Source organism: Nonomuraea sp. NPDC049625 (assembly GCF_040675285.1).
GTDB classification, from domain to species: Bacteria; Actinomycetota; Actinomycetes; order Streptosporangiales; family Streptosporangiaceae; genus Nonomuraea; species Nonomuraea angiospora_A.
In genome coordinates this window covers 247,229-264,638 of the sequence record NZ_JBFAOQ010000007.1, presented here as the reverse complement: position 1 = coordinate 264,638, position 17,410 = coordinate 247,229, and the positions used below count along the sequence as shown (strand labels likewise).

Sequence of the window (17,410 nt, the reverse complement as noted above, 5' to 3'; positions counted from 1 at the left end):
TTCCCCGACTGCAGCTGTGTACGTTTCAGCGGGCCGGTGATTGTTACGGTGGACGCTCTGATCGGCGAGAGGGCGGCGGTAGGACATGCGGGTGGCCATGGCGAGCGCTGCCGCGGGGCGGGCCGACCGCGCGAACGAGGACTTCACCGGAGCCTTGCCGACGGCGGCCGTGTTGGTCGACGGTGCCGGCATCCCCGGCACGGAATCGATCTGCCGGCACGGCGTGGCCTGGTATGCCAACCGCTTGGGAGGCAGTCTCCTCGGTCTCCTGTCACTCGCACAGGACCGCGACCTTCCGGCAGTGCTCGCCGATGCCATCGAGCAGGTTACGGACGATCATCGGGACACCTGCGACGTCGCCAACCGCATAAGCCCGTCGGCGGCGGTAGCCATCCTGCGCCTGTCCAATGGCCTCGTCGAGTACCTGGTGCTCGGCGACGCGTACGTCGTGCTCGACAAAGCGGACAGCGCGCCGCTCGTCGTCTCCGATCCCCGGGAGGTCGTGATCAGCCGCTCGTACGAGCCCGCGCTGGAGACCGCCGCCAGAGGCAGTGACGAGTACCACCGGATCCTCAACGACTTACGCTCGAACCGGAACCAACCGGGCGGCTTCTGGGTGGCCAAGGACGACCCGCGGGCGGCGGACGAGGCCATCACCGGCAGTTGCCCGATCTCCGAGCTGACCGATGCCGGCGTCGTGCTCCTCAGCAATGGCGCCGGCGGCATCGTGGACCGGTTCGGGCTCACCGACTGGCCAGGGGTCATGGCCGTCCTGGCGTCGAGCGGACCAGACGAAATCATTCGCCGGGTCCGGCAGGCGGAGGCACATCACGCGGTGGCGGCGGACGATGCGACGATCGCACACTGCACCGACTTCGGGCAGGCTTGACGACACCTGCCCTGCAACCTCGATGGTCCGATCACCCGTCCGCGGTATGCGTCTGGCCTTGCGGCCCGGGGACCCAAGACCCACGTCGTACGCCGAGGCGCCCCGGCAACACCACGCTCGCCAAGATCACCACCCGGTCCGCTGCACGGGTGCCCCACCGAACGCCTCGAACGTGCGGGCCGGCATTCCGCAAGATCACCAAGCGACCGGGCCTCGGAACCGCCGCAGAGAATCCGACGGGATGGCTCCCCGATCGGCTCCCATCGACTTCCAGACATGAGAAAAGGGCCCCCGGATTACTCCGAAGGCCCATCTCACTTGCATCTTCCTGGTGGGGTGTTCACGAATAGGGCTGGCCTGGGGCGCAAGAGGGGTTGAGAAGATCGCTTCCCGAGAAGAGAATGATCGCTTCCCGCGTAGGCAGCCCGGGCGCTGACCGTTCAGGGGGATTGCCACGTGGCAGGGCCAGCCGAGGGAGGGCTTGTCTGCGGCGGATGAAATCACGTTCTTGCAAGATCTTCGTGCAGGGGTGAGCAGGAGTCCGGAAAGCTTTTCAGCTGGCCCGGCCCAAGGTCACGGTGCGGGTTCCGGGTGTGAAGTCGCCGAAGGACTGTTGCCAGGACTCACCGGGCCAGTAGTACGTCACAAGGCCCTCGGCGGGCCGGTAGTGGGCGGTGTAGAGCGTTACCGTCCCCTGCTCGTCGACGGATCGATACAGCGGCGGCTTGAGCATCGCCGCCACGTCCGCGCCCGCGGCGCGGATGGCTCGCAGCCGCTCCTGCGTCCGCATGGTTCGCTCCTGCTCGTCGGTCACCGGCAGGTGCTGGTGATTGGAGGCGCAGGCGTCCGGTGCCACCGTCGGCGGCATATCCGGTCCCACGAACACCGTCATCGCCTTCTTGGGATCGACAAGGGTGAGGTTCTGGGGGACGGCGACCGGCAGGGACCGCAGCCTGTCGACCGCCTCATCGACGGTGTCGCACGTCTCCAGCAGGTAGCGCACGAGGATGAGAATGGCGAAGCCACGTCCGTAGACAGAACGTCCGCCCCAGGTGAGCGAGACCGCGAGACCGGCGTCGTTCATCCCGTCCAGCAAGCCCCACAGCATGTCCTGCATCCCGATCACGGGGCGCAGGAAGCAGGAGGAGACGATGGTCCCCTCGCACTGATCGGGCCGTAGGTCATAGTTGCGCAGCAGAGTGCCGTTCTGGCCGATCTGGGTGCAGGCCTGGGAGAACGGCCGCAGTGCCGCGTGGGTGAGGAAGACTTCCGCCTCGGGCCGGTCGAGTCGGCCGGCCAGGCGGTCCAGAACCGGGACCAGTTCCGGCATGTGCGCACGGAACAGCGCCCGAACACGATCCGCGCCCTCCGGAGTCCTGCCCTCCGCGGTCAGCAGGCCCTCCATCTCCTGCCACAGGGCCTGGGCGTGGGCGGCCCACCGCCCGTCGCCGCCGTCGCCGACCTCGATCGCCTGGAAGGTCTTGTGCTGTTGCCGCACGGCTGCCACTCCCCTGTGAGAATCGGACGAGGTGAGAGCAACCTAGCTAATTGGGCAGGTGTTCACCAGGTGGCCGCCATCGGCGACGGCCAGGCGCTGGATCTGATGAAGCCGCTGAACGCGAGCGTGGCCGATTCCAAGTAGGCGAACATGTCCCGCGTTGGGGTGTTCACGAGTAGGTCTGGCCTGGGGCGCTGAGGGTATGTCGAAGATCGCTTCCCGAGGCATATCCAGCGAGGGTCTCGGGCGGACGGGTATGGCGCTCAGGAGGGTCGGGGGCCGTCACCTGCCACTGCCTCGTCCAGAGCACGGAAGGAGACCCGGGTCGCGGCCAGGTCGGGATCGCGGACGTATTTCTTCGCCTCGGACTCGGGAACCACCCGCCGATGCCGTATCTCGAACTCCGGCTGCCATTCCTGCAGCCGGACCTCCGCGCGCCAGTAAGAGCGGATGAGGACCAGGCCAAGCTCGCGCCCGCGCACGCATTCGCTGCGGGAATATCCAAGCAGGCGGCTACCGATGACGGTGACGCACGCTTCTTCGAGCATTTCCCGGCGAAGGGTCTCCTCGATAGTCTCTGTTCCTTCAGGACGTCCGGCTGGGAAACCCCAGTGCTCGCCGTCATGGCTGATCAGGACCATCTCATTGGCAGCCGTCACGCAGATGCCGGCGGCTCCATGAGCCTTGCCTTCCTGTGGGTCGTCGACAGGGTGCCATGACACAAGCCAATCTTGGCCGTTCGAATGCGTCAGCATCCGCTCCCCGTCGCGGGCAGGGACGATAGGTGTCATGTGGCTCTCCCATTGAGGTTTGTGGGCAGAAGGACTGGCCACGTCCGGCTGCCGGATGACTCCGGCATCATGACAGTGATCGACGGAACTCGGCCCACGCCCCGGACCGGCGGGAGTGCCGATCCGGGCGGTGCTCGTCTGTCTGATGGTCTCGATCCACCACAGCGGCAAAGCCATCCTGACCGAAGCCTGGCCGCCTTCGGCATGTCTTCAGTCACCCCGCATCAGCTCGGACTAACGAATACAGCTTCCGTCGCGCACCTGTATGAGGTCCGGGACGGGCAGGCTCCCGCGCTGGCCTGCTGATAGCACCTATGCGGCTCCAGGGTGCGCACAGTGCCGAAGCAGGACGCCGTACAGAACTGGCTGGACTACGGGCTCAGCGGACGCGACCCGGCGACCTTGGAGAAGTGCACGATCCTCGCGAGCAAGCACATCACTCCGGCCCTTGGGGCGCGGAAGCTCATCAACCTTGCAGCGGATGATGTTGACCGCTGGCTGGCCGACAAGGCAAAGACCCTCAGCACGCGGACCCTGCGCGAGCTGCGCTCCATCCTCGTCCGCGCGATTTCCCGCGCTCAGGCTCGCGACAAGGTGAAGCGAAACGTCGTGCTGCTCTGCGAGATCCCGAAGGGCACGGAGGGTCGCCCGTCCAAGTCGCTCACTCTCGATCAGGCGGAAGCCGTGCTTAAGGCATCCGAGGGCACAGCTCTGCACGCCTACATCGTGCTATCGCTGCTTCTCGGCGCACGCACTGAGGAGCTACGCCCGCTCACCTGGTCACACGTCAATATGGCCAGCACGCCGCCCTCCATCATGGTATGGCGCTCGGTACGGGAGGGTGGCGACACCAAGACCAAGAAATCCCGTCGCACCCTGGCCATGCCGAGGCGCTGCGTAGACGCTCTCAAGCTCCACCGCGAACGCCAGGACGTAGCCAAGAAGGCGGCGGGCGACCGCTGGCAGGACAACGACGTCGTGTTCGCCTCCAAGGTCGGCACAGAGCTCGACGCGCACAACGTCCGCCGCTCGTTCCGGGCAGTCCTCAAAAAGGCCGGCCTCAACCCGAAGGACTGGACTCCTCGCGAGATGCGGCACAGCTTCGTCTCACTGCTCTCCGACTCCGGCATGCCGATCGAGGCCATCTCACGCCTGGTCGGCCACCGCAACACCACCGTCACCGAGACCGTATACCGGAAGCAACTCCGACCCGTGATGCTGGAGGGTGCCGAGGCAATGGATCAGATCTTTCCAGATAGGTAACCCATAAATGCATCCACGATGCGCGGATACCTGAGGCGTGTCCTTGGCGACACTGGCTCATTGTGTGTGGCCACTCAAGTCCCGCATTCGCACGTCGCCGTCACCGTCTCCGGTGACGGCGACCACTCTTCCATCCACATGTCCGATCGCCACGTCCCCAACCCAGTTGGTGTATCTCATTCGTCCGCCCAACGGTTGGTGCGTGCTGAGATCCCAAACCTGCACGGCACCTCCGCCGTCTTCGTCGTAACCACCACCGGCGAGGACGACAGGTCGGCCGTTAACCTCTCCAACCACCACTGTCCTGACCCCATAGGCGAGACCTGTCGGTATCGGTACACCGATGAGTTTGTGGGTGGTTAAGTCCCACACCCGCATGTTCTCGTCGTCGCTGGAGACGGCCACCTGTCTGCCATCCACGCGCCCGAGCGCGACATCCCCGACACCGGTACCGCTGACCATCGGATCGCCCATCTGCTTGCGGGTGGCCAGATCCCATATACGTGTCGTCCCGTCAACGCTGCCGGTGACGGCAACTGCTCGACCGTTCACCTCTCCAAGCGCCACGGTCAAGACCAGGTCGGAGTGTCCGACCATTGGTTCGCCGAAAGGCTTATGCGTCACCAGGTCCCACACCCGCACAGGTAACTTATGGGTGGCGTCGCCCCAGCCTCCCGCAGCGACGACGACGGCTCGACCGTTCACCTCCCCAACCGCCACCGCATCGACGCGGTCAGCGTTGCTGAGCCTTATCGGTTCGCCCACGAGTTCGCGTGTCGTCAGATCCCAAATCCGTACAGCGTCGTCGTAGCCGCCTGTGACAGCTACCGGCCGGCCGGCCACTTCCCCGAGCGCCAGCGTTACAACACCGACCGGGTGAGCGACAATCGGTTCGCCGATGGGATCGCCTGTGGTCAGATCCCACACCCGTAAGGTGGTGTCGTCGTAGCCACTGCCAGCGCTTACGGTGACGGGGCGGCCTTCCAGTTCCCCTACCGCCATCGCCCCGACAGGGTCGTCGTGATGCCCCAGCAGATCCGAGGAAGGCCACACAGCGACGGCTAACGCTCCCACAAGTGCCAGCGCGACAATCCACGGGAGGCTTCGACGAAAGAATGATGGCCGCATCGATACAGCTGACGTACCCACGCTCCTACTGACAGGGACCGTGTAGCCATCAGTCCGGGGGCCTATGGGGCCGGGCCAAGTAGACGGGACAGATGGGTCGTCCACCAGGGGATCACTCGCGCCCTGCCTGGCCGAACCATGTCCGGACGCGTCGGGATCACCCATGTCCAGCCGCACCAGATCAGACACCGCTCACCGTCCTTGTGGCCGGCTCTTACCTCGGGGGCGGCCGGAGGAGTCATGCGATCACAGATGGCCGAGAGTAATGGGAGTGGTCCCAGTGCGCTAGATCATGCGAGCGGCTCGAACGCTCCGGGGCTGAGCTTGAAGAAACGATCAGAACCGTAGTCACTCAGTTAGTCACCCAGCAACGCAGAAGGCCGCCTCCCATTACCGGGAAGCGGCCTTCGACCTGGGTGGAGATGAGGGGATTCGAACCCCTGACCCCTTCGATGCGAACGAAGTGCGCTACCGGACTGCGCTACATCCCCAAGGACTCGACCAGATTAGCAAACTCTGAGGGGTCCTCGCGCCAACGTTTCAGTCGCCCACCGCCCGCTTGGGCGGTTCGGCGTACTGATCGAACAGAACGTCCGCCTGCAGCGCCGCGAGATCGATGACCTCAGCCTGGGCGGCCTCCTCCGCGGCCCGCCGCCGCTCACGTGCGCGCCGCAGGCGCTCAGCGCGCGCCTGACGGCCCCGTTCGCGGCGTTCCCTATCGACTTGTACGGCGATGCGGAGGAACGCCATGTACGCGAACATGATGACGACCGAGGGAGCCACGCCCCACCACGGGATCATCTTGACCGCGGCCGTCACGACAGAGGCCAGCACCAGCAGCGTGGTGAAGAACAGCAGCCGCCGCCGGCGGGCCACGATGATGGCGCGGCGCCGGAGCCGGAACTGGCGCACATCGACCTTCTCGACCTCGGCAGGAGACGACCCGTCGTCCTCGTCCGCGTCCGATGGGTCCAGGTTGTCGAGATCGGGAAGCTGGTGTTCGCCGGTGTAGTGCTCTTCGAGCTCGGCCAGCTCGGCCAGGTTCGTCTTGTCCTTGCGCAGCCACATCGGGATCAGGACGCAAAGCCACATCACGACGATGACCAGATAGAGGAAGGCGCTACTCATGGGCACCTCCGGGCAGCACAAAGACGCGAGTGTGCTCGTCGCGCCTTCAATGTGCTCACGTCACGCACCGTAAGACCGCGTGTCACTAATTGACGAGCATTCGGTGCGGTGTGTCGCGAGATCGTCAAACCTCTTCGACGGAAGGCCCCCCGTGAGCAGCTGACTCACGCGCGCGACGCCACTGCACGAGCAGGCCGCCAGGAATGTCCTCAGCGGTCAACGCGTAGCAAATGTGATCGCGCCAGGCCCCGTCGATGTGGAGTTGGCGCCGCCGAATGCCTTCTTCCCGGAATCCGAGCTTCTCAACCACCCGTCGGCTGGCTTGATTCTCGGGGCGGATGTTCGCTTCCAGCCGGTGCAGCCCCGTGGTGAAGAAGCAATGGTCAACGGCCATGGCGAGGGCGGTGGGGGTGATCCCCTTCCCGGCGAGCGCGCCGTCGATCCAGTAGCCGACCTGGGCGGAACGGGCGGCGCCCCACACGATCGCGCCCACGGTCAGCTGCCCCGCGAAGCGCCCTCCGTACGTGATCACCCACGGCATCGCCAGGCCCTGCCGGGCCTCGCGGCGCAGGGTACCGACCATGGAGACGTACGGGCCGAGCCCGGTCCTGAACAGCGGTGTCTCGGGATTGCTGGGTTCCCAGGGGCGTAGCCAGTCGGCGTTTCGCAGCCGGGTCTCGCGCCACACGCGCACGTCGCTCAGCCGCAGCGGCCGGAGGCCTACCGGACCTTCGTTCAGGGTCACCGGCCAGCCACGAAGTCGATCCACCCACTCATCATCCCCCCAACGGGCACGATGTCGCCACGCATCAGGGAACCGCGATCAGCGCGGGTGATCGCCTCCCCGGATCTGATCGACCGCATGCTGGAGAATCGGCGCGAGTACGGCGACGCCATCGCGTACGCCACCCGACGATCCGGGCAAATTAACGATCAAGGTAGCGCCCGCCTGGCCGGCCAGTCCTCTGGACAGAATCGAGGTCGGGACCTTTTCCCGATTCGCCAGCCGAATGGCCTCAGCTATACCGGGAATTTCCCGAGAAATTACTCGGGCCGTCATCTCCGGGGTCAGATCCATGGGCGTCAACCCAGTCCCCCCGGTGGTCACGATGACGTCGTACCCCTGCGCCACCCCGTCACGGAGCGCTCCTTCGACCGGCTCTCCGTCGGGCACCACCAAGGGGCCCACGGCCTCGCAGCCCGCATCGCGGCGCAGCAGGTCGACGAGCAGCGGCCCGGATTTATCCGCATAAACCCCGGCCGACGCCCGGTTCGACACCGTGATCACGAGTGCGCGGATCATTCCGGCTCCCTGGTCCAGCGGCCGGTCTTGCCGCCCAGCTTCTCCTCCACCCGGACATCGGTGATCACCGCGGCCGGATCGACCGCCTTGACCATGTCGATCAGCGCCAGCGCGGCCACGGAGACCGCCGTCAGCGCCTCCATCTCCACACCGGTGCGGTCGGCCGTCTTCACCCGGCAGGTAATCGCCACGCCCCAGTCCTCGACGTCCAGCGTGACCTTCACCCCGTGCAACGCGATCGGATGGCAGAGCGGGATCAGATCGGGCGTCCGCTTCGCCCCCATGATCCCCGCGATCCGCGCCACGCCCAGCGCGTCGCCCTTGGGCACCTCGCCGGACCGCAGCAGTTCCACGACCTCGCCTGACAGCAGTACCCGCCCGGTCGCCGTGGCGGTGCGAGCCGTCACGTCCTTGGCGGAGACGTCCACCATGCGAGCGGCCCCGGTCTCATCCACATGGGTCAGCCCCGAGTCGCTCACAGCCGGATCACCTCGACAGTCGCCCCCTCGGGCATCTCGGTCACGTCCTCCGCCACCACGATCAGCGCGTTCGCCGAGGCCAGGGCGGCGAGTTGATGCGAGCCCTGCCCGTGCACCGGCGACACCGTGCCGTCCGAGGCCAGCACGCCGCGCAGGAACGACCGCCGTCCGGCGGGCGAGCGCACCGGCCTGGTCAGGCGGGCGGTCACCGATTCCGGCATGTCCGCCGGGAGCCCGCGCATCTTGTCGAGCGCCGGACGTACGAACAGCATGAAAGACACATAGGACGACACCGGGTTGCCGGGCAGCGCGAAGATCGGCACCTGGTCCTCCCCCAGCACGCCGAACCCCTGCGGCATCCCCGGCTGCATCGCCACCTTCTCGAACCGGACGGTTCCCAGCGGCGACAGAGCCTCCTTGACCGGCTCGTACGCCCCCATGGACACACCACCGCTGGTGATGATCGCATCGGCCCGCATCAGGTGGGTGTCGAGCCGATCGAGGAGTACGCGCGGATCGTCCCCGACGGACCCCGCCCGGAACCCCTCGCCTCCGGCCTCCCGCACGGCGGCGGTCAGCGTGAAGCTGTTGGAGTCCCAGATCTGCCCGGGAGCCAGCGGACTACCCGGCTCGACCAGCTCCGCGCCCGTCGAGATGACGACGACCCTGGGCCGGGGCCGCGCCCAGACCCGCCGCCGCCCCACCCCGGCGATGATCCCGAGCTGGGAGGGCCCGATCACCGTGCCCGGCTTGAGCACGACCTCGCCGGCCTGCACGTCCTCGCCCGCGAGCCGGATCGCGTTGCCGGCGCTCACCGGGCGGGAGATCTGTACGGTGACCGTCCCCCCGTCCGTCCACTCGACCGGCACCACGGCATCGGCCCCGGCGGGCATGGGAGCACCGGTCATGATCCGAACGGCGTGCCCGGGCCCCACGGCCCGCAGCTCTTCGGACCCGGCCGCCACATCGTCCGTCACCGGCAACGTAACCGGAACATCCGAAATATCGGCAGACCGTACGGCATAGCCATCCATGGCCGAGTTGTCGAACGGCGGCAGCGGCACCGGCGACACCACTTCCTCGGCCAGCGTCGCCCCCAGCGCCTGCTCCAACTCCAGCTCCAGCGGCGCCAGCGGACGAACAGTGGCCAGGATCTCAGCCAGATGCTCGTCAACCGATTTCATCGAGGAACTCCCGCAGCCACGGCACGAAATCGGGCGCCAGGTCCTCCCGGCCCGCCGCGAACTTCACCACCGTCCGCAAATAGTCCAACTTGTCGCCGGTGTCGTACCTGCGCCCTCTGAACAGCACCCCGTGCACGGGCCCGCCGTCCCCGGACCCGCGTCCGGCGAGCGTGCGCAGCGCGTCGGTGAGCTGGATCTCGCCCCCGCGCCCCGGCGGCGTGTTCTCCAGCACCTCGAACACCGCGGGGTCGATCACGTAGCGCCCGATGATCGCCCAGTTGGACGGCGCCTCGTCGGCCGGCGGCTTCTCCACCAGGTCCGTCACGCGTACGACGTCGTCGTCGGCGGTCGCCTCGATGGTCGCGACGCCGTACAGGGAGACCTGTTCCTTGGGCACCTCCATCAGCGCGATCACGCTCCCCCCGAACGTGTCACGCACCTCGATCATGCGCTTGAGCAGCGGATCGCGATAGTCAATCAGGTCGTCGCCGAGCAGACAGGCGAAGGGGTGGCCGCCGACGTGCTGCTTGGCGCAGAGCACCGCGTGGCCGAGCCCCTTGGGCTCGCCCTGACGTACGTAGTGGAGCGTCGCCAGCGAGGCCGGCTCGCGTACCTGGGACAACCGGTGCTCGTCGCCCTTGGCCTCAAGGGCCTCCTCCAGCTCGAACGCGCGGTCGAAGTGATCCTCGATGGAGCGTTTATTCTTGCCGGTGACCATGAGGACGTCGAGGAGCCCAGCGGAGGCTGCCTCCTCGACGACATACTGGATCGCGGGCTTGTCGACGATGGGCAACATCTCCTTCGGTGTCGCCTTGGTCGCCGGAAGGAACCGGGTGCCCAGACCCGCGGCGGGCACGACGGCTTTCGTCACAGGGTCGAAGTCAGCCATGAGTAGACCCTAGTGGAGGTATCTGTGGACAAGCTGAACCTGCGTCGCGAGCTGAGCTCGGCACGTGCCTCCCTCTCCCCCGAACAACAGCGGGCAAACTCCATCAAGATCCGCGAAACGCTGCTCGACCAGCCGTGGGTCCAGATGGCCGGTCTCGTGGCCTGCTACTGGTCAACGGGGTCGGAGCCGGATACACACGGGCTCGTGTTCGCTCTCTGGAAACATGGAGCCACCGTTATCCTCCCCGTCCTGCTTGAGGACAATGACCTGGATTGGGCGGTGTACGACGGACCGGACTCGCTCACCCCGGGCCGTTTCGGGATCATGGAGCCGGTCGACACCCGCCGCGGCGTCGACGCCATCCGCACCGCCGCCCTCGTGATCGTCCCGGCCCTGGCGGTGGACAGGGCGACGGGTGTACGTCTGGGTCGCGGCGGCGGCTCGTACGATCGTGCCCTGGCCAGGGTGGGCCCCAACGTACCGACGGTCGCCCTGCTGCACGACGGCGAGCTGATCGACGGCATCCCGGCGGAGCCTCATGACCGGCACGTCCGTTTTGCCGCGACCCCGGAGGGACTCACTAGGCTTATGTGACCGCAGGTACGAGAGGGGGCCAGATGACACTAGATGTCTGGCTTCTTCTTGGTGCCGCAATTGTCATCGCGGCCATCGCGTCCGTACGCGTCGCGCACCGCACCGGCCTGCCCAGCCTGCTCGTGTTCCTCGGCTTCGGCCTGGTCCTGGGCGAGGCCGGGTTCGGGATCCCCTTCGACAACCCCCAGCTCGCCCAGCAGATCGGCCTCACGGCGCTGGCGTTGATCCTGGCCGAAGGCGGACTTACTACGAACTGGTCTCACGTACGGCGTTCAGTCCCCTTGGCCATGATCCTGGCGACCGTGGGCGTGACGGTCAGCATCGTCGTGGTGGCGCTGGTCGTACAGGCGCTTCTCGGCATAGACCAGACGACGGCGCTGATCCTCGGCGCGGTGCTGGCCTCAACGGACGCCGCCGCCGTCTTCTCCGTGCTGCGCAGACTGCCGCTCCCGCCCCGGCTGGCGGGCGTGCTGGAGGCCGAGTCCGGCTTCAACGACGCCCCCACGGTGATCGCCGTGATGCTGCTCAGCGGGGCGGGACGCTCTTCGGCGTCGCCGGGAACGTTCCTCCTCGAGACCACGGTCGAGCTGATCATCGGCGCCGCGGTCGGCCTGGCCGTCGGCCCCGCGGGCGCGTACGCGCTGCGCCGCGTCGCGCTCCCCGCCTCCGGCCTCTATCCGCTCGCCGTGCTTTCGCTCACATTCGTCTCGTACGGCGGGGCCGTGCTGATCCACGGCTCGGGGTTCCTGGCCGTCTACCTGACGGCGTTGATCCTGGGCAATTCGCGGCTGCCGCACCGGGCGGCGACCAGGGGGTTCGCGGAGGGGGCCGCGTGGCTGGCGCAGATCGGGCTGTTCGTCATGCTCGGTCTGCTGGCCAGCCCCAAGGAGATGCCCTCGTCCATCGTGCCCGGCCTGATCGCCGGCACCGTCCTGGTGCTCCTGGCGCGGCCGCTCTCGGTCATGGTGAGCTCGCTGCTGTCGTGGGCGCTGCGGGCGGGCAGGGTGAGCTGGCGCGAACAGGCGTTCCTGTCGTGGGCGGGGCTGCGCGGCGCGATCCCGATCGTGCTCGCCACCATCCCCTGGGCGTCGAACGTGGAGGGATCCAAGGAGATCTTCAACGAGGTCTTCGTGATCGTCATCGTGTTCACGCTGCTGCAGGGGCCGACACTGCCCTTCGTGGCCCGGCTGCTCGGGGTGGCGGCGCCCGGGGAGGCGCACGACCTGGAGGTGGAGGCCGCGCCGCTCGAAGAGCTCAAGGCGGACCTGCTGCAGGTCAAGGTGTTTCCCGGCTCGCGGCTGCACGGCGTGGAGATCTTCGAGCTCCGCCTGCCCGCCGGGGCGCAGGTGACCCTGATCGTCCGCGACGGCAAATCCTTCGTCCCCACCGGAAATACCAGGATCAGGGTGGAGGACCAGATCTTGCTGGTCACCACCGCCTCCTGCCGTGACCAGGTCGAACGCCGCCTGCGCGCCGTGAGCCGCAGCGGAAAGCTGGCGGGCTGGTACGGAGAGCGGGGACTGGAATAGGCGTTTGACCTAATCGGTTACCATTAGCAGTCGCATCCCTCGAGTGCCAGACCTTAAGGAGGAGCGCGTGCCGACGTACCAGTACGCCTGCAACGACTGCGGCGAGCAGCTTGAGGTCGTTCAGAAGTTCACTGACGACGCGTTGACGATTTGCCCTGCTTGCGAGGGGAACCTGCGGAAGGTCTTCTCGGCTGTCGGCATCGTGTTCAAGGGTTCGGGCTTCTACCGGACCGACAACCGCTCGTCGTCTACCTCGACTTCCACGACGCCCTCTTCTTCCTCGTCGTCGAAGCCCGCGGAGAGCAAGTCCGCGGACACGAGCACGTCCACCCCTGCCGCCGCCCCCGCCGCAGCCTCCAACTGACCCTCCCGTCAGCGACCGCGGCCTCCCGCGGATCTTTTCAGTAGCCGCCCCAGGACCTGGCCGCCCAGCGTCGACCGCCGCGGCCATGGACACCTGGGTGGGTTTCGCGCGCGTACGTTTCCGCGTGCGCGCACCGACCTGGGACACAGGCCCCCGGTGGACCCCACACCCAGCCCTCACACGGGACCGACATCGGCCCCGCACGTGCGCCTGGTGTAGGCCCACGTCGGCCTCACACCCGCACCTCACACGGACCCACACCGGTCCACCGCGACCATCCACACCTCGCCGCAGACCCACACCGTCCACCACCGCGACCTCCACACCTCGCCGCAGACCCACACCGTCCACCACCGCGACCTCCACACCTCGCGCGACCCACACCGTCCACCACTGCGGCCAGGTGCATGCGTCGGCCCCGCATGCACGCCTCACCCAAGGCCCAAACCCGCGCGCCACCGCAGCGAGACACAGGCGTCGGCCCTCACACCTAACTCTCACGCCGGCCCACGTCACCCTCAGCCTGGCCACACTCGCGCGCCACCGCACCCATGCCCAGCCCCACGCGGATCTCCTCGCCCACATCGGCGTCGGCGGCCCCAGCAACCCGCCCGCATGCGCGCCGCCGCCGACTGCAGAAATTTGAGGCCGGCCTCCACCCACCAGGGATCCCGAATCCCCGCGCATCGGCCATCCCGCCCTCCCCCTGCTGGGACCTCTCGGATCCACCGGAGCTTCCGACCCCCTGGACACCAGGACCCCCTGGACACCAGGCCGGCCGAACCCCTAAATCCGAGACCCTCGAGCAGCAGAAATCAAGTTATCCCCAGAACGGAATTCGGCTCACCCTGCCCCGTCCCCGATCCGGCTACTCTCTCGGCCATGGTCCCTCGCGCAGACATCGGCGTCATCGGCGGTTCCGGCTTCTACTCACTGCTCGACGACGCGGAAGAGATCAAGCTCGCCACCCCCTACGGCCCCCCGAGCGACGTCGTCACAGTCGGACGCATCGGCACCCGTTCGGTGGCGTTCATCCCCAGACACGGGCGAGATCACCGTTTCCCCCCACACCGCATCCCCTACCGCGCCAACCTCTGGGCTCTGCGCATGCTCGGCGTGCGCCAGGTGCTCGCCCCCAGCGCCGTAGGCTCGCTGAGAGCCGAGTACGGCCCCGGCGCCATGGTCGTCCCCGACCAACTCGTAGACCGCACCTCAGGCCGCGTCCAGACGTATTACGACGTGGACGGTGCGGTCCACGTCTCCTTCGCCGACCCCTACTGCCCCTCAGGCCGTGCCGTCGCGGTGGAAACCGCCCGCTCGACCGGCTGGGAGACGGTCGACGGCGGCACCCTGGTGGTCATCGAGGGCCCGCGTTTCTCGACGCGAGCGGAGTCCCAGTGGTTCGCGGGCAACGGGTGGTCGATCGTCGGCATGACCGGATTCCCCGAGGCCGTCCTGGCCCGAGAGCTGGCCCTCTGCTACACCTCGCTCTCTCTGGTGACCGACCATGACGCCGGCGTCGAGGCCGGCCAGGGCGTCACGCACGACGAGGTTCTGGAGTTCTTCGCGCAAAACGTCACCCGCATGCGCACCTTGGTGGCGGAGACCGTACAAGCCCTCCCAGACGAGCGCACCTGCCCGTGCGGGGCGACTCTCGACGGCATCAAGCTCCCCTTCGAGCTGCCGTGATCCGGGCCTGGCTGATCCGCTACGGCCGTCGCCGCCGCCTCGTCGCGGCGGCGCTGGCCGCCCTGGCCGTCATGTCGGCCTTCATCGCCACCCGCCCCGAGCCGGCCCCCACGGTCCTGGTCGCGGCCCGCGACCTGTCTCCCGGCCCTCTCGGCCCAGCCGACCTGACCCCTGCGGCCCTCAACCATCCACCCACAGGTGCCGTACGCACAGCCGCGGCGGGCCAGATCCTGGCGAGCCCCATGCGCAAGGGCGAGCCGCTGACAGATGTCCGCCTGCTCCACTCCTACCGGCTCCCACCGGGCATGGTCGCCACCCCGGTCCGCATCGCCGACGCCGCGACCGCGAGCCTCCTCACCCCAGGAGCCACGATCACCATCCTGGCATCCGACGAGGAAGTCCATCCGGCCCGCACAGTAGCCGAGGACGTACGGATCATCACGATCCCGCAGACGCCCAAGACGACGAGCGAAACTCACGGCGCCTTAGTGGTGCTCGCCACCACCCCGACCCAAGCCGCCGAACTCGCCTCCGCCCAGACGACCGGCCACCTTTCGATCACCATCAAAGCTAACTCAACGTAATCGCTCAGCTACGATTTTCCCCATGAGCGGATTCAAGAGGTTCCTCATGCAGGGGAACGTCATCGACCTGGCCGTGGCGGTCGTCATCGGGGCGGCCTTCAACTCGATCGTGCAGTCGTTCGTGGCCGACCTCCTCACCCCGCTGATCTCGGCGTTCGGTGGCCTGCCCGACTTCTCCTCACTCAAGGTCACGGTCGGCCGATCCAACTTCATGTACGGCAACTTCATCAACGCGGTCATCTCGTTCCTGATGGTCTCCGCGGTGATCTACTTCCTGCTGGTGAAGCCGTACACGCACCTCAAGGACCGCAGCGTCGCCAAGATCGGATCGAAGACCCGTGACTGTCCCGAATGCCTGTCGGAAATCCCCAAGGCCGCGTCCCGCTGCGCCTTCTGCAGTTCACAGGTCGCCTAGTGCGCTAGAGCAGCGAATCGATCTTGGGATCGTACTCCCAGTGCCATGGCTCGAACGGGCCGGTGTAGGCCCAGGAGGGATGGAACCACCCATACCTCTTCGAGTTCTTCTCCATCCAGACGAACTCCGCCGACCCGGACCTCTCCACCCCGCCGCACAGGTCCGCGGCCAGCCCGAGCCCGTGGTTGCTCCGCCCCGGCACGGCGGCGAACCCCGGCCGCCGATAGTAGACCGACTGCTGCTCGGCCAGACTCCGATAGGCGTCGGTCACGCAGATGCTCTTCCCGAACCGCTTCCGATAGGCCTCGTTCAGGCTCACGAACGCGATGGTGGCGTCGGCCCTCAGACTGAAACCCTTCTGCTGCAACGGACAGAGCATGCTCTTCGGAATCAGCCCGTTGGGATAGTCGTTGGCCGTCGCCGCCCGCAACGGGTTGCATCCCAGCGCCGCCCGCCCGACCTTGTCGATCTTGATGCCCATCTTCACGAGCGCGGCGGTCAGCGACTTCACGATCTTGTCGGAACGCTGCCGGAGCGTGTCCACCTCAACCGCCAGCTGTGCCTCGGCCAGCAGGTTGCCGGCCCGCAGTTCCTGCGCCTCCGCGGCCAGCCCCTCGGCCTGCTGGTACAGCACGCTGGTCTGCTCGACGGCCTGCTGCCGTACAGAGACGATCTGAGTCACGTCGCTGAGCGCCCGTAGCGTCGTCTCGTCCGCGGTCCCGGACAGGAACGGCACGATCCCGTCCGCCATGATCGGCTGCTCATACAGCAGCTCGGCCATCTGCGACACCGGCTGCCGCATCACCGCGACCCGCTGCTCCAGATCCTGCAGAGCCGCCAGCTTGGTCTTCAGCTGCTTCTCGGAGGCGGCGATGTCCGACCGGCGCTTCTCCAGTGCCCTGGTGGCGTCCTCGAGCTCCTTGGCCGACCGCTCGGCCTCTTTGCGCAGAGCCGCCAGGTCGCCCGGCGCCTGCCGCTCCTGCTTCTGCGCCACCTGCGCCTGAGCGCGCCCCTGCCCGGAAGGCACGAAAAGAGAAGCCACCGCCATGACTACCGCGATCAGACCCGCTGATCGAGGGGCTGGCACGTTCGACTCCTCCGTTTGCAAACTCGTTACCTGGGTCAGGCACGCACGTTACTACAGCCCCCCGAGTGCCCGGACCGAACTCGGGAGAGCTGTTATGAGACAAAAAGCGCACTCTGTCCGCCCACCCCCCGCGACCAGCCAGATCCCGCCACCCGAAACAGGGCCTATCAGATGCCAGGCACCAAACTCCCACCGACCTTCAACCCCACCCCTTCCTCCTCGTCCCGGCACAGATCCCACAGCCAGGTGTTCACCCACTCCCCCGAACACCCCACCTGAGTCTGAGTCCGCACCGGAGCCGGCATAACAGGCTCCTCCACCCCAGGCTCCACATCCCCGACAGGCGGCACCGCCACCGGGACAACAGCCCGCGGCCGACTCACCACACGAACGGGAGCCGGCACGCTCCCCTCGTACAGCCGATCCGGATGCGCCGGCGCCCGAACCACCATCGGCCCGAACCCCACCCGCACGACCCGCTCCCGAACCACCGCCGGGACACTCCCCTCAAACCCCCGCATCTCCCCAGCCAACAACCCCCCAGCAAGGATCGCCGGCGCCAACAACGCCCCGAACAACACGACAGGCCGCCGCCG

Annotated in this window: 18 protein-coding genes and 1 tRNA gene; 8 read left to right on the top strand and 11 right to left on the bottom strand. The window is 67.3% G+C overall.

Translation table 11 applies throughout. The features are described from left to right. The first annotated feature begins 85 nt into the window (after positions 1-85). Positions 86-889: an integrase gene (locus tag AB0J87_RS30295; protein WP_363970538.1), complete on the top strand. Its 804-nt coding sequence runs from the start codon at positions 86-88 to the stop codon at positions 887-889. A 553-nt stretch (positions 890-1,442) separates the two neighbouring features. On the opposite strand, the gene AB0J87_RS30290 is transcribed toward AB0J87_RS30295, so the two are convergent. Further along, positions 1,443-2,387 carry a C45 family peptidase gene (locus tag AB0J87_RS30290; RefSeq protein ID WP_363970537.1) on the bottom strand — a complete coding sequence of 315 codons (945 nt, stop codon included), beginning with the start codon at positions 2,385-2,387 and terminating at the stop codon, positions 1,443-1,445. Positions 2,388-2,650: 263 nt separating this feature from the next. Beyond that, positions 2,651-3,178: an NUDIX domain-containing protein gene (locus AB0J87_RS30285; protein WP_363970535.1), complete on the bottom strand. Its 528-nt coding sequence runs from the start codon at positions 3,176-3,178 to the stop codon at positions 2,651-2,653. 336 nt (positions 3,179-3,514) lie between these two features. On the opposite strand from AB0J87_RS30285, the gene AB0J87_RS30280 reads away from it, so the two are divergent. Beyond that, positions 3,515-4,441: a tyrosine-type recombinase/integrase gene (locus AB0J87_RS30280; RefSeq protein WP_363970533.1), complete on the top strand. Its 927-nt coding sequence runs from the start codon at positions 3,515-3,517 to the stop codon at positions 4,439-4,441. 57 nt (positions 4,442-4,498) lie between these two features. Here the strand turns inward: AB0J87_RS30280 and AB0J87_RS30275 are convergent, their stop codons facing one another. The 8 genes from AB0J87_RS30275 to galU form a co-directional block, all read right to left on the bottom strand. After that, positions 4,499-5,368, bottom strand: coding sequence for a hypothetical protein (locus AB0J87_RS30275; protein ID WP_363970531.1), 870 nt, complete (start codon positions 5,366-5,368; stop codon positions 4,499-4,501). A gap of 618 nt (positions 5,369-5,986) precedes the next feature. Beyond that, positions 5,987-6,060, bottom strand: a tRNA-Ala gene (locus tag AB0J87_RS30270). Between the two features lie 49 nt (positions 6,061-6,109). Further along, positions 6,110-6,697, bottom strand: a complete 588-nt coding sequence (locus AB0J87_RS30265; RefSeq protein WP_363970529.1) for a hypothetical protein — start codon at positions 6,695-6,697, stop codon at positions 6,110-6,112. A 124-nt stretch (positions 6,698-6,821) separates the two neighbouring features. Next, a complete protein-coding gene (locus AB0J87_RS30260; protein ID WP_192788162.1) occupies positions 6,822-7,466 on the bottom strand; it encodes a GNAT family protein in 645 nt (214 codons plus the stop codon). Between the two features lie 54 nt (positions 7,467-7,520). After that, positions 7,521-8,000, bottom strand: coding sequence for a MogA/MoaB family molybdenum cofactor biosynthesis protein (locus tag AB0J87_RS30255; protein WP_363970527.1), 480 nt, complete (start codon positions 7,998-8,000; stop codon positions 7,521-7,523). Then, a complete protein-coding gene (moaC, locus tag AB0J87_RS30250) occupies positions 7,997-8,479 on the bottom strand; it encodes a cyclic pyranopterin monophosphate synthase MoaC (RefSeq protein WP_185068725.1) in 483 nt (160 codons plus the stop codon). Before moaC ends, AB0J87_RS30255 begins: the two co-directional genes overlap by 4 nt. Further along, on the bottom strand, positions 8,476-9,663 hold the full coding sequence (glp, locus tag AB0J87_RS30245; RefSeq protein WP_355197571.1) for a gephyrin-like molybdotransferase Glp: 1,188 nt from the start codon (positions 9,661-9,663) through the stop codon (positions 8,476-8,478). The genes moaC and glp overlap by 4 nt, the downstream gene beginning before the upstream one ends. Further along, entirely contained in the window at positions 9,650-10,552 is a 903-nt protein-coding gene (gene galU / locus AB0J87_RS30240; protein ID WP_350725960.1) for a UTP--glucose-1-phosphate uridylyltransferase GalU, read from the bottom strand. The genes glp and galU overlap by 14 nt, the downstream gene beginning before the upstream one ends. A 24-nt stretch (positions 10,553-10,576) precedes the next feature. On the opposite strand from galU, the gene AB0J87_RS30235 reads away from it, so the two are divergent. The 6 genes from AB0J87_RS30235 to mscL all read left to right on the top strand — a co-directional run bounded on the left by AB0J87_RS30235 (position 10,577) and on the right by mscL (position 15,727). Further along, positions 10,577-11,146, top strand: a complete 570-nt coding sequence (locus tag AB0J87_RS30235) for a 5-formyltetrahydrofolate cyclo-ligase (protein WP_363970524.1) — start codon at positions 10,577-10,579, stop codon at positions 11,144-11,146. Positions 11,147-11,169: 23 nt separating this feature from the next. Then, the gene (locus AB0J87_RS30230; RefSeq protein WP_363970522.1) at positions 11,170-12,675 is read left to right on the top strand and encodes a potassium/proton antiporter; all 1,506 of its coding nucleotides are present in this window, start codon (positions 11,170-11,172) and stop codon (positions 12,673-12,675) included. A gap of 67 nt (positions 12,676-12,742) precedes the next feature. Beyond that, positions 12,743-13,039 (top strand): FmdB family zinc ribbon protein, encoded by a 297-nt coding sequence (locus AB0J87_RS30225; protein WP_363970519.1) that lies wholly within the window; start codon positions 12,743-12,745, stop codon positions 13,037-13,039. Between the two features lie 882 nt (positions 13,040-13,921). Beyond that, positions 13,922-14,728 carry an S-methyl-5'-thioadenosine phosphorylase gene (locus AB0J87_RS30220; RefSeq protein ID WP_363970517.1) on the top strand — a complete coding sequence of 269 codons (807 nt, stop codon included), beginning with the start codon at positions 13,922-13,924 and terminating at the stop codon, positions 14,726-14,728. Next, positions 14,725-15,312 carry an RcpC/CpaB family pilus assembly protein gene (locus tag AB0J87_RS30215; RefSeq protein WP_363970515.1) on the top strand — a complete coding sequence of 196 codons (588 nt, stop codon included), beginning with the start codon at positions 14,725-14,727 and terminating at the stop codon, positions 15,310-15,312. Before AB0J87_RS30220 ends, AB0J87_RS30215 begins: the two co-directional genes overlap by 4 nt. 22 nt (positions 15,313-15,334) lie before the next feature. Further along, positions 15,335-15,727, top strand: coding sequence for a large conductance mechanosensitive channel protein MscL (gene mscL / locus AB0J87_RS30210; RefSeq protein ID WP_363970513.1), 393 nt, complete (start codon positions 15,335-15,337; stop codon positions 15,725-15,727). Positions 15,728-15,731: 4 nt separating this feature from the next. On the opposite strand, the gene AB0J87_RS30205 is transcribed toward mscL, so the two are convergent. After that, positions 15,732-16,775 (bottom strand): D-alanyl-D-alanine carboxypeptidase family protein, encoded by a 1,044-nt coding sequence (locus tag AB0J87_RS30205; protein ID WP_363970511.1) that lies wholly within the window; start codon positions 16,773-16,775, stop codon positions 15,732-15,734. Positions 16,776-17,410: the final 635 nt, after the last annotated feature.

What these genes read in the sequence shown, in the direction of transcription:
- AB0J87_RS30295 (WP_363970538.1), top strand. Translation starts at nt 86, where the DNA reads ATGCGGGTGGCCATGGCGAGCGCTGCCGCGGGGCGGGCCGACCGCGCG.
- AB0J87_RS30285 (WP_363970535.1), bottom strand. Translation starts at nt 3,178, where the DNA reads ATGACACCTATCGTCCCTGCCCGCGACGGGGAGCGGATGCTGACGCAT.
- AB0J87_RS30265 (WP_363970529.1), bottom strand. Translation starts at nt 6,697, where the DNA reads ATGAGTAGCGCCTTCCTCTATCTGGTCATCGTCGTGATGTGGCTTTGC.
- AB0J87_RS30255 (WP_363970527.1), bottom strand. Translation starts at nt 8,000, where the DNA reads ATGATCCGCGCACTCGTGATCACGGTGTCGAACCGGGCGTCGGCCGGG.
- glp (WP_355197571.1), bottom strand. Translation starts at nt 9,663, where the DNA reads ATGAAATCGGTTGACGAGCATCTGGCTGAGATCCTGGCCACTGTTCGT.
- galU (WP_350725960.1), bottom strand. Translation starts at nt 10,552, where the DNA reads ATGGCTGACTTCGACCCTGTGACGAAAGCCGTCGTGCCCGCCGCGGGT.
- AB0J87_RS30230 (WP_363970522.1), top strand. Translation starts at nt 11,170, where the DNA reads ATGACACTAGATGTCTGGCTTCTTCTTGGTGCCGCAATTGTCATCGCG.
- AB0J87_RS30220 (WP_363970517.1), top strand. Translation starts at nt 13,922, where the DNA reads ATGGTCCCTCGCGCAGACATCGGCGTCATCGGCGGTTCCGGCTTCTAC.
- mscL (WP_363970513.1), top strand. Translation starts at nt 15,335, where the DNA reads ATGAGCGGATTCAAGAGGTTCCTCATGCAGGGGAACGTCATCGACCTG.
- AB0J87_RS30205 (WP_363970511.1), bottom strand. Translation starts at nt 16,775, where the DNA reads ATGGCGGTGGCTTCTCTTTTCGTGCCTTCCGGGCAGGGGCGCGCTCAG.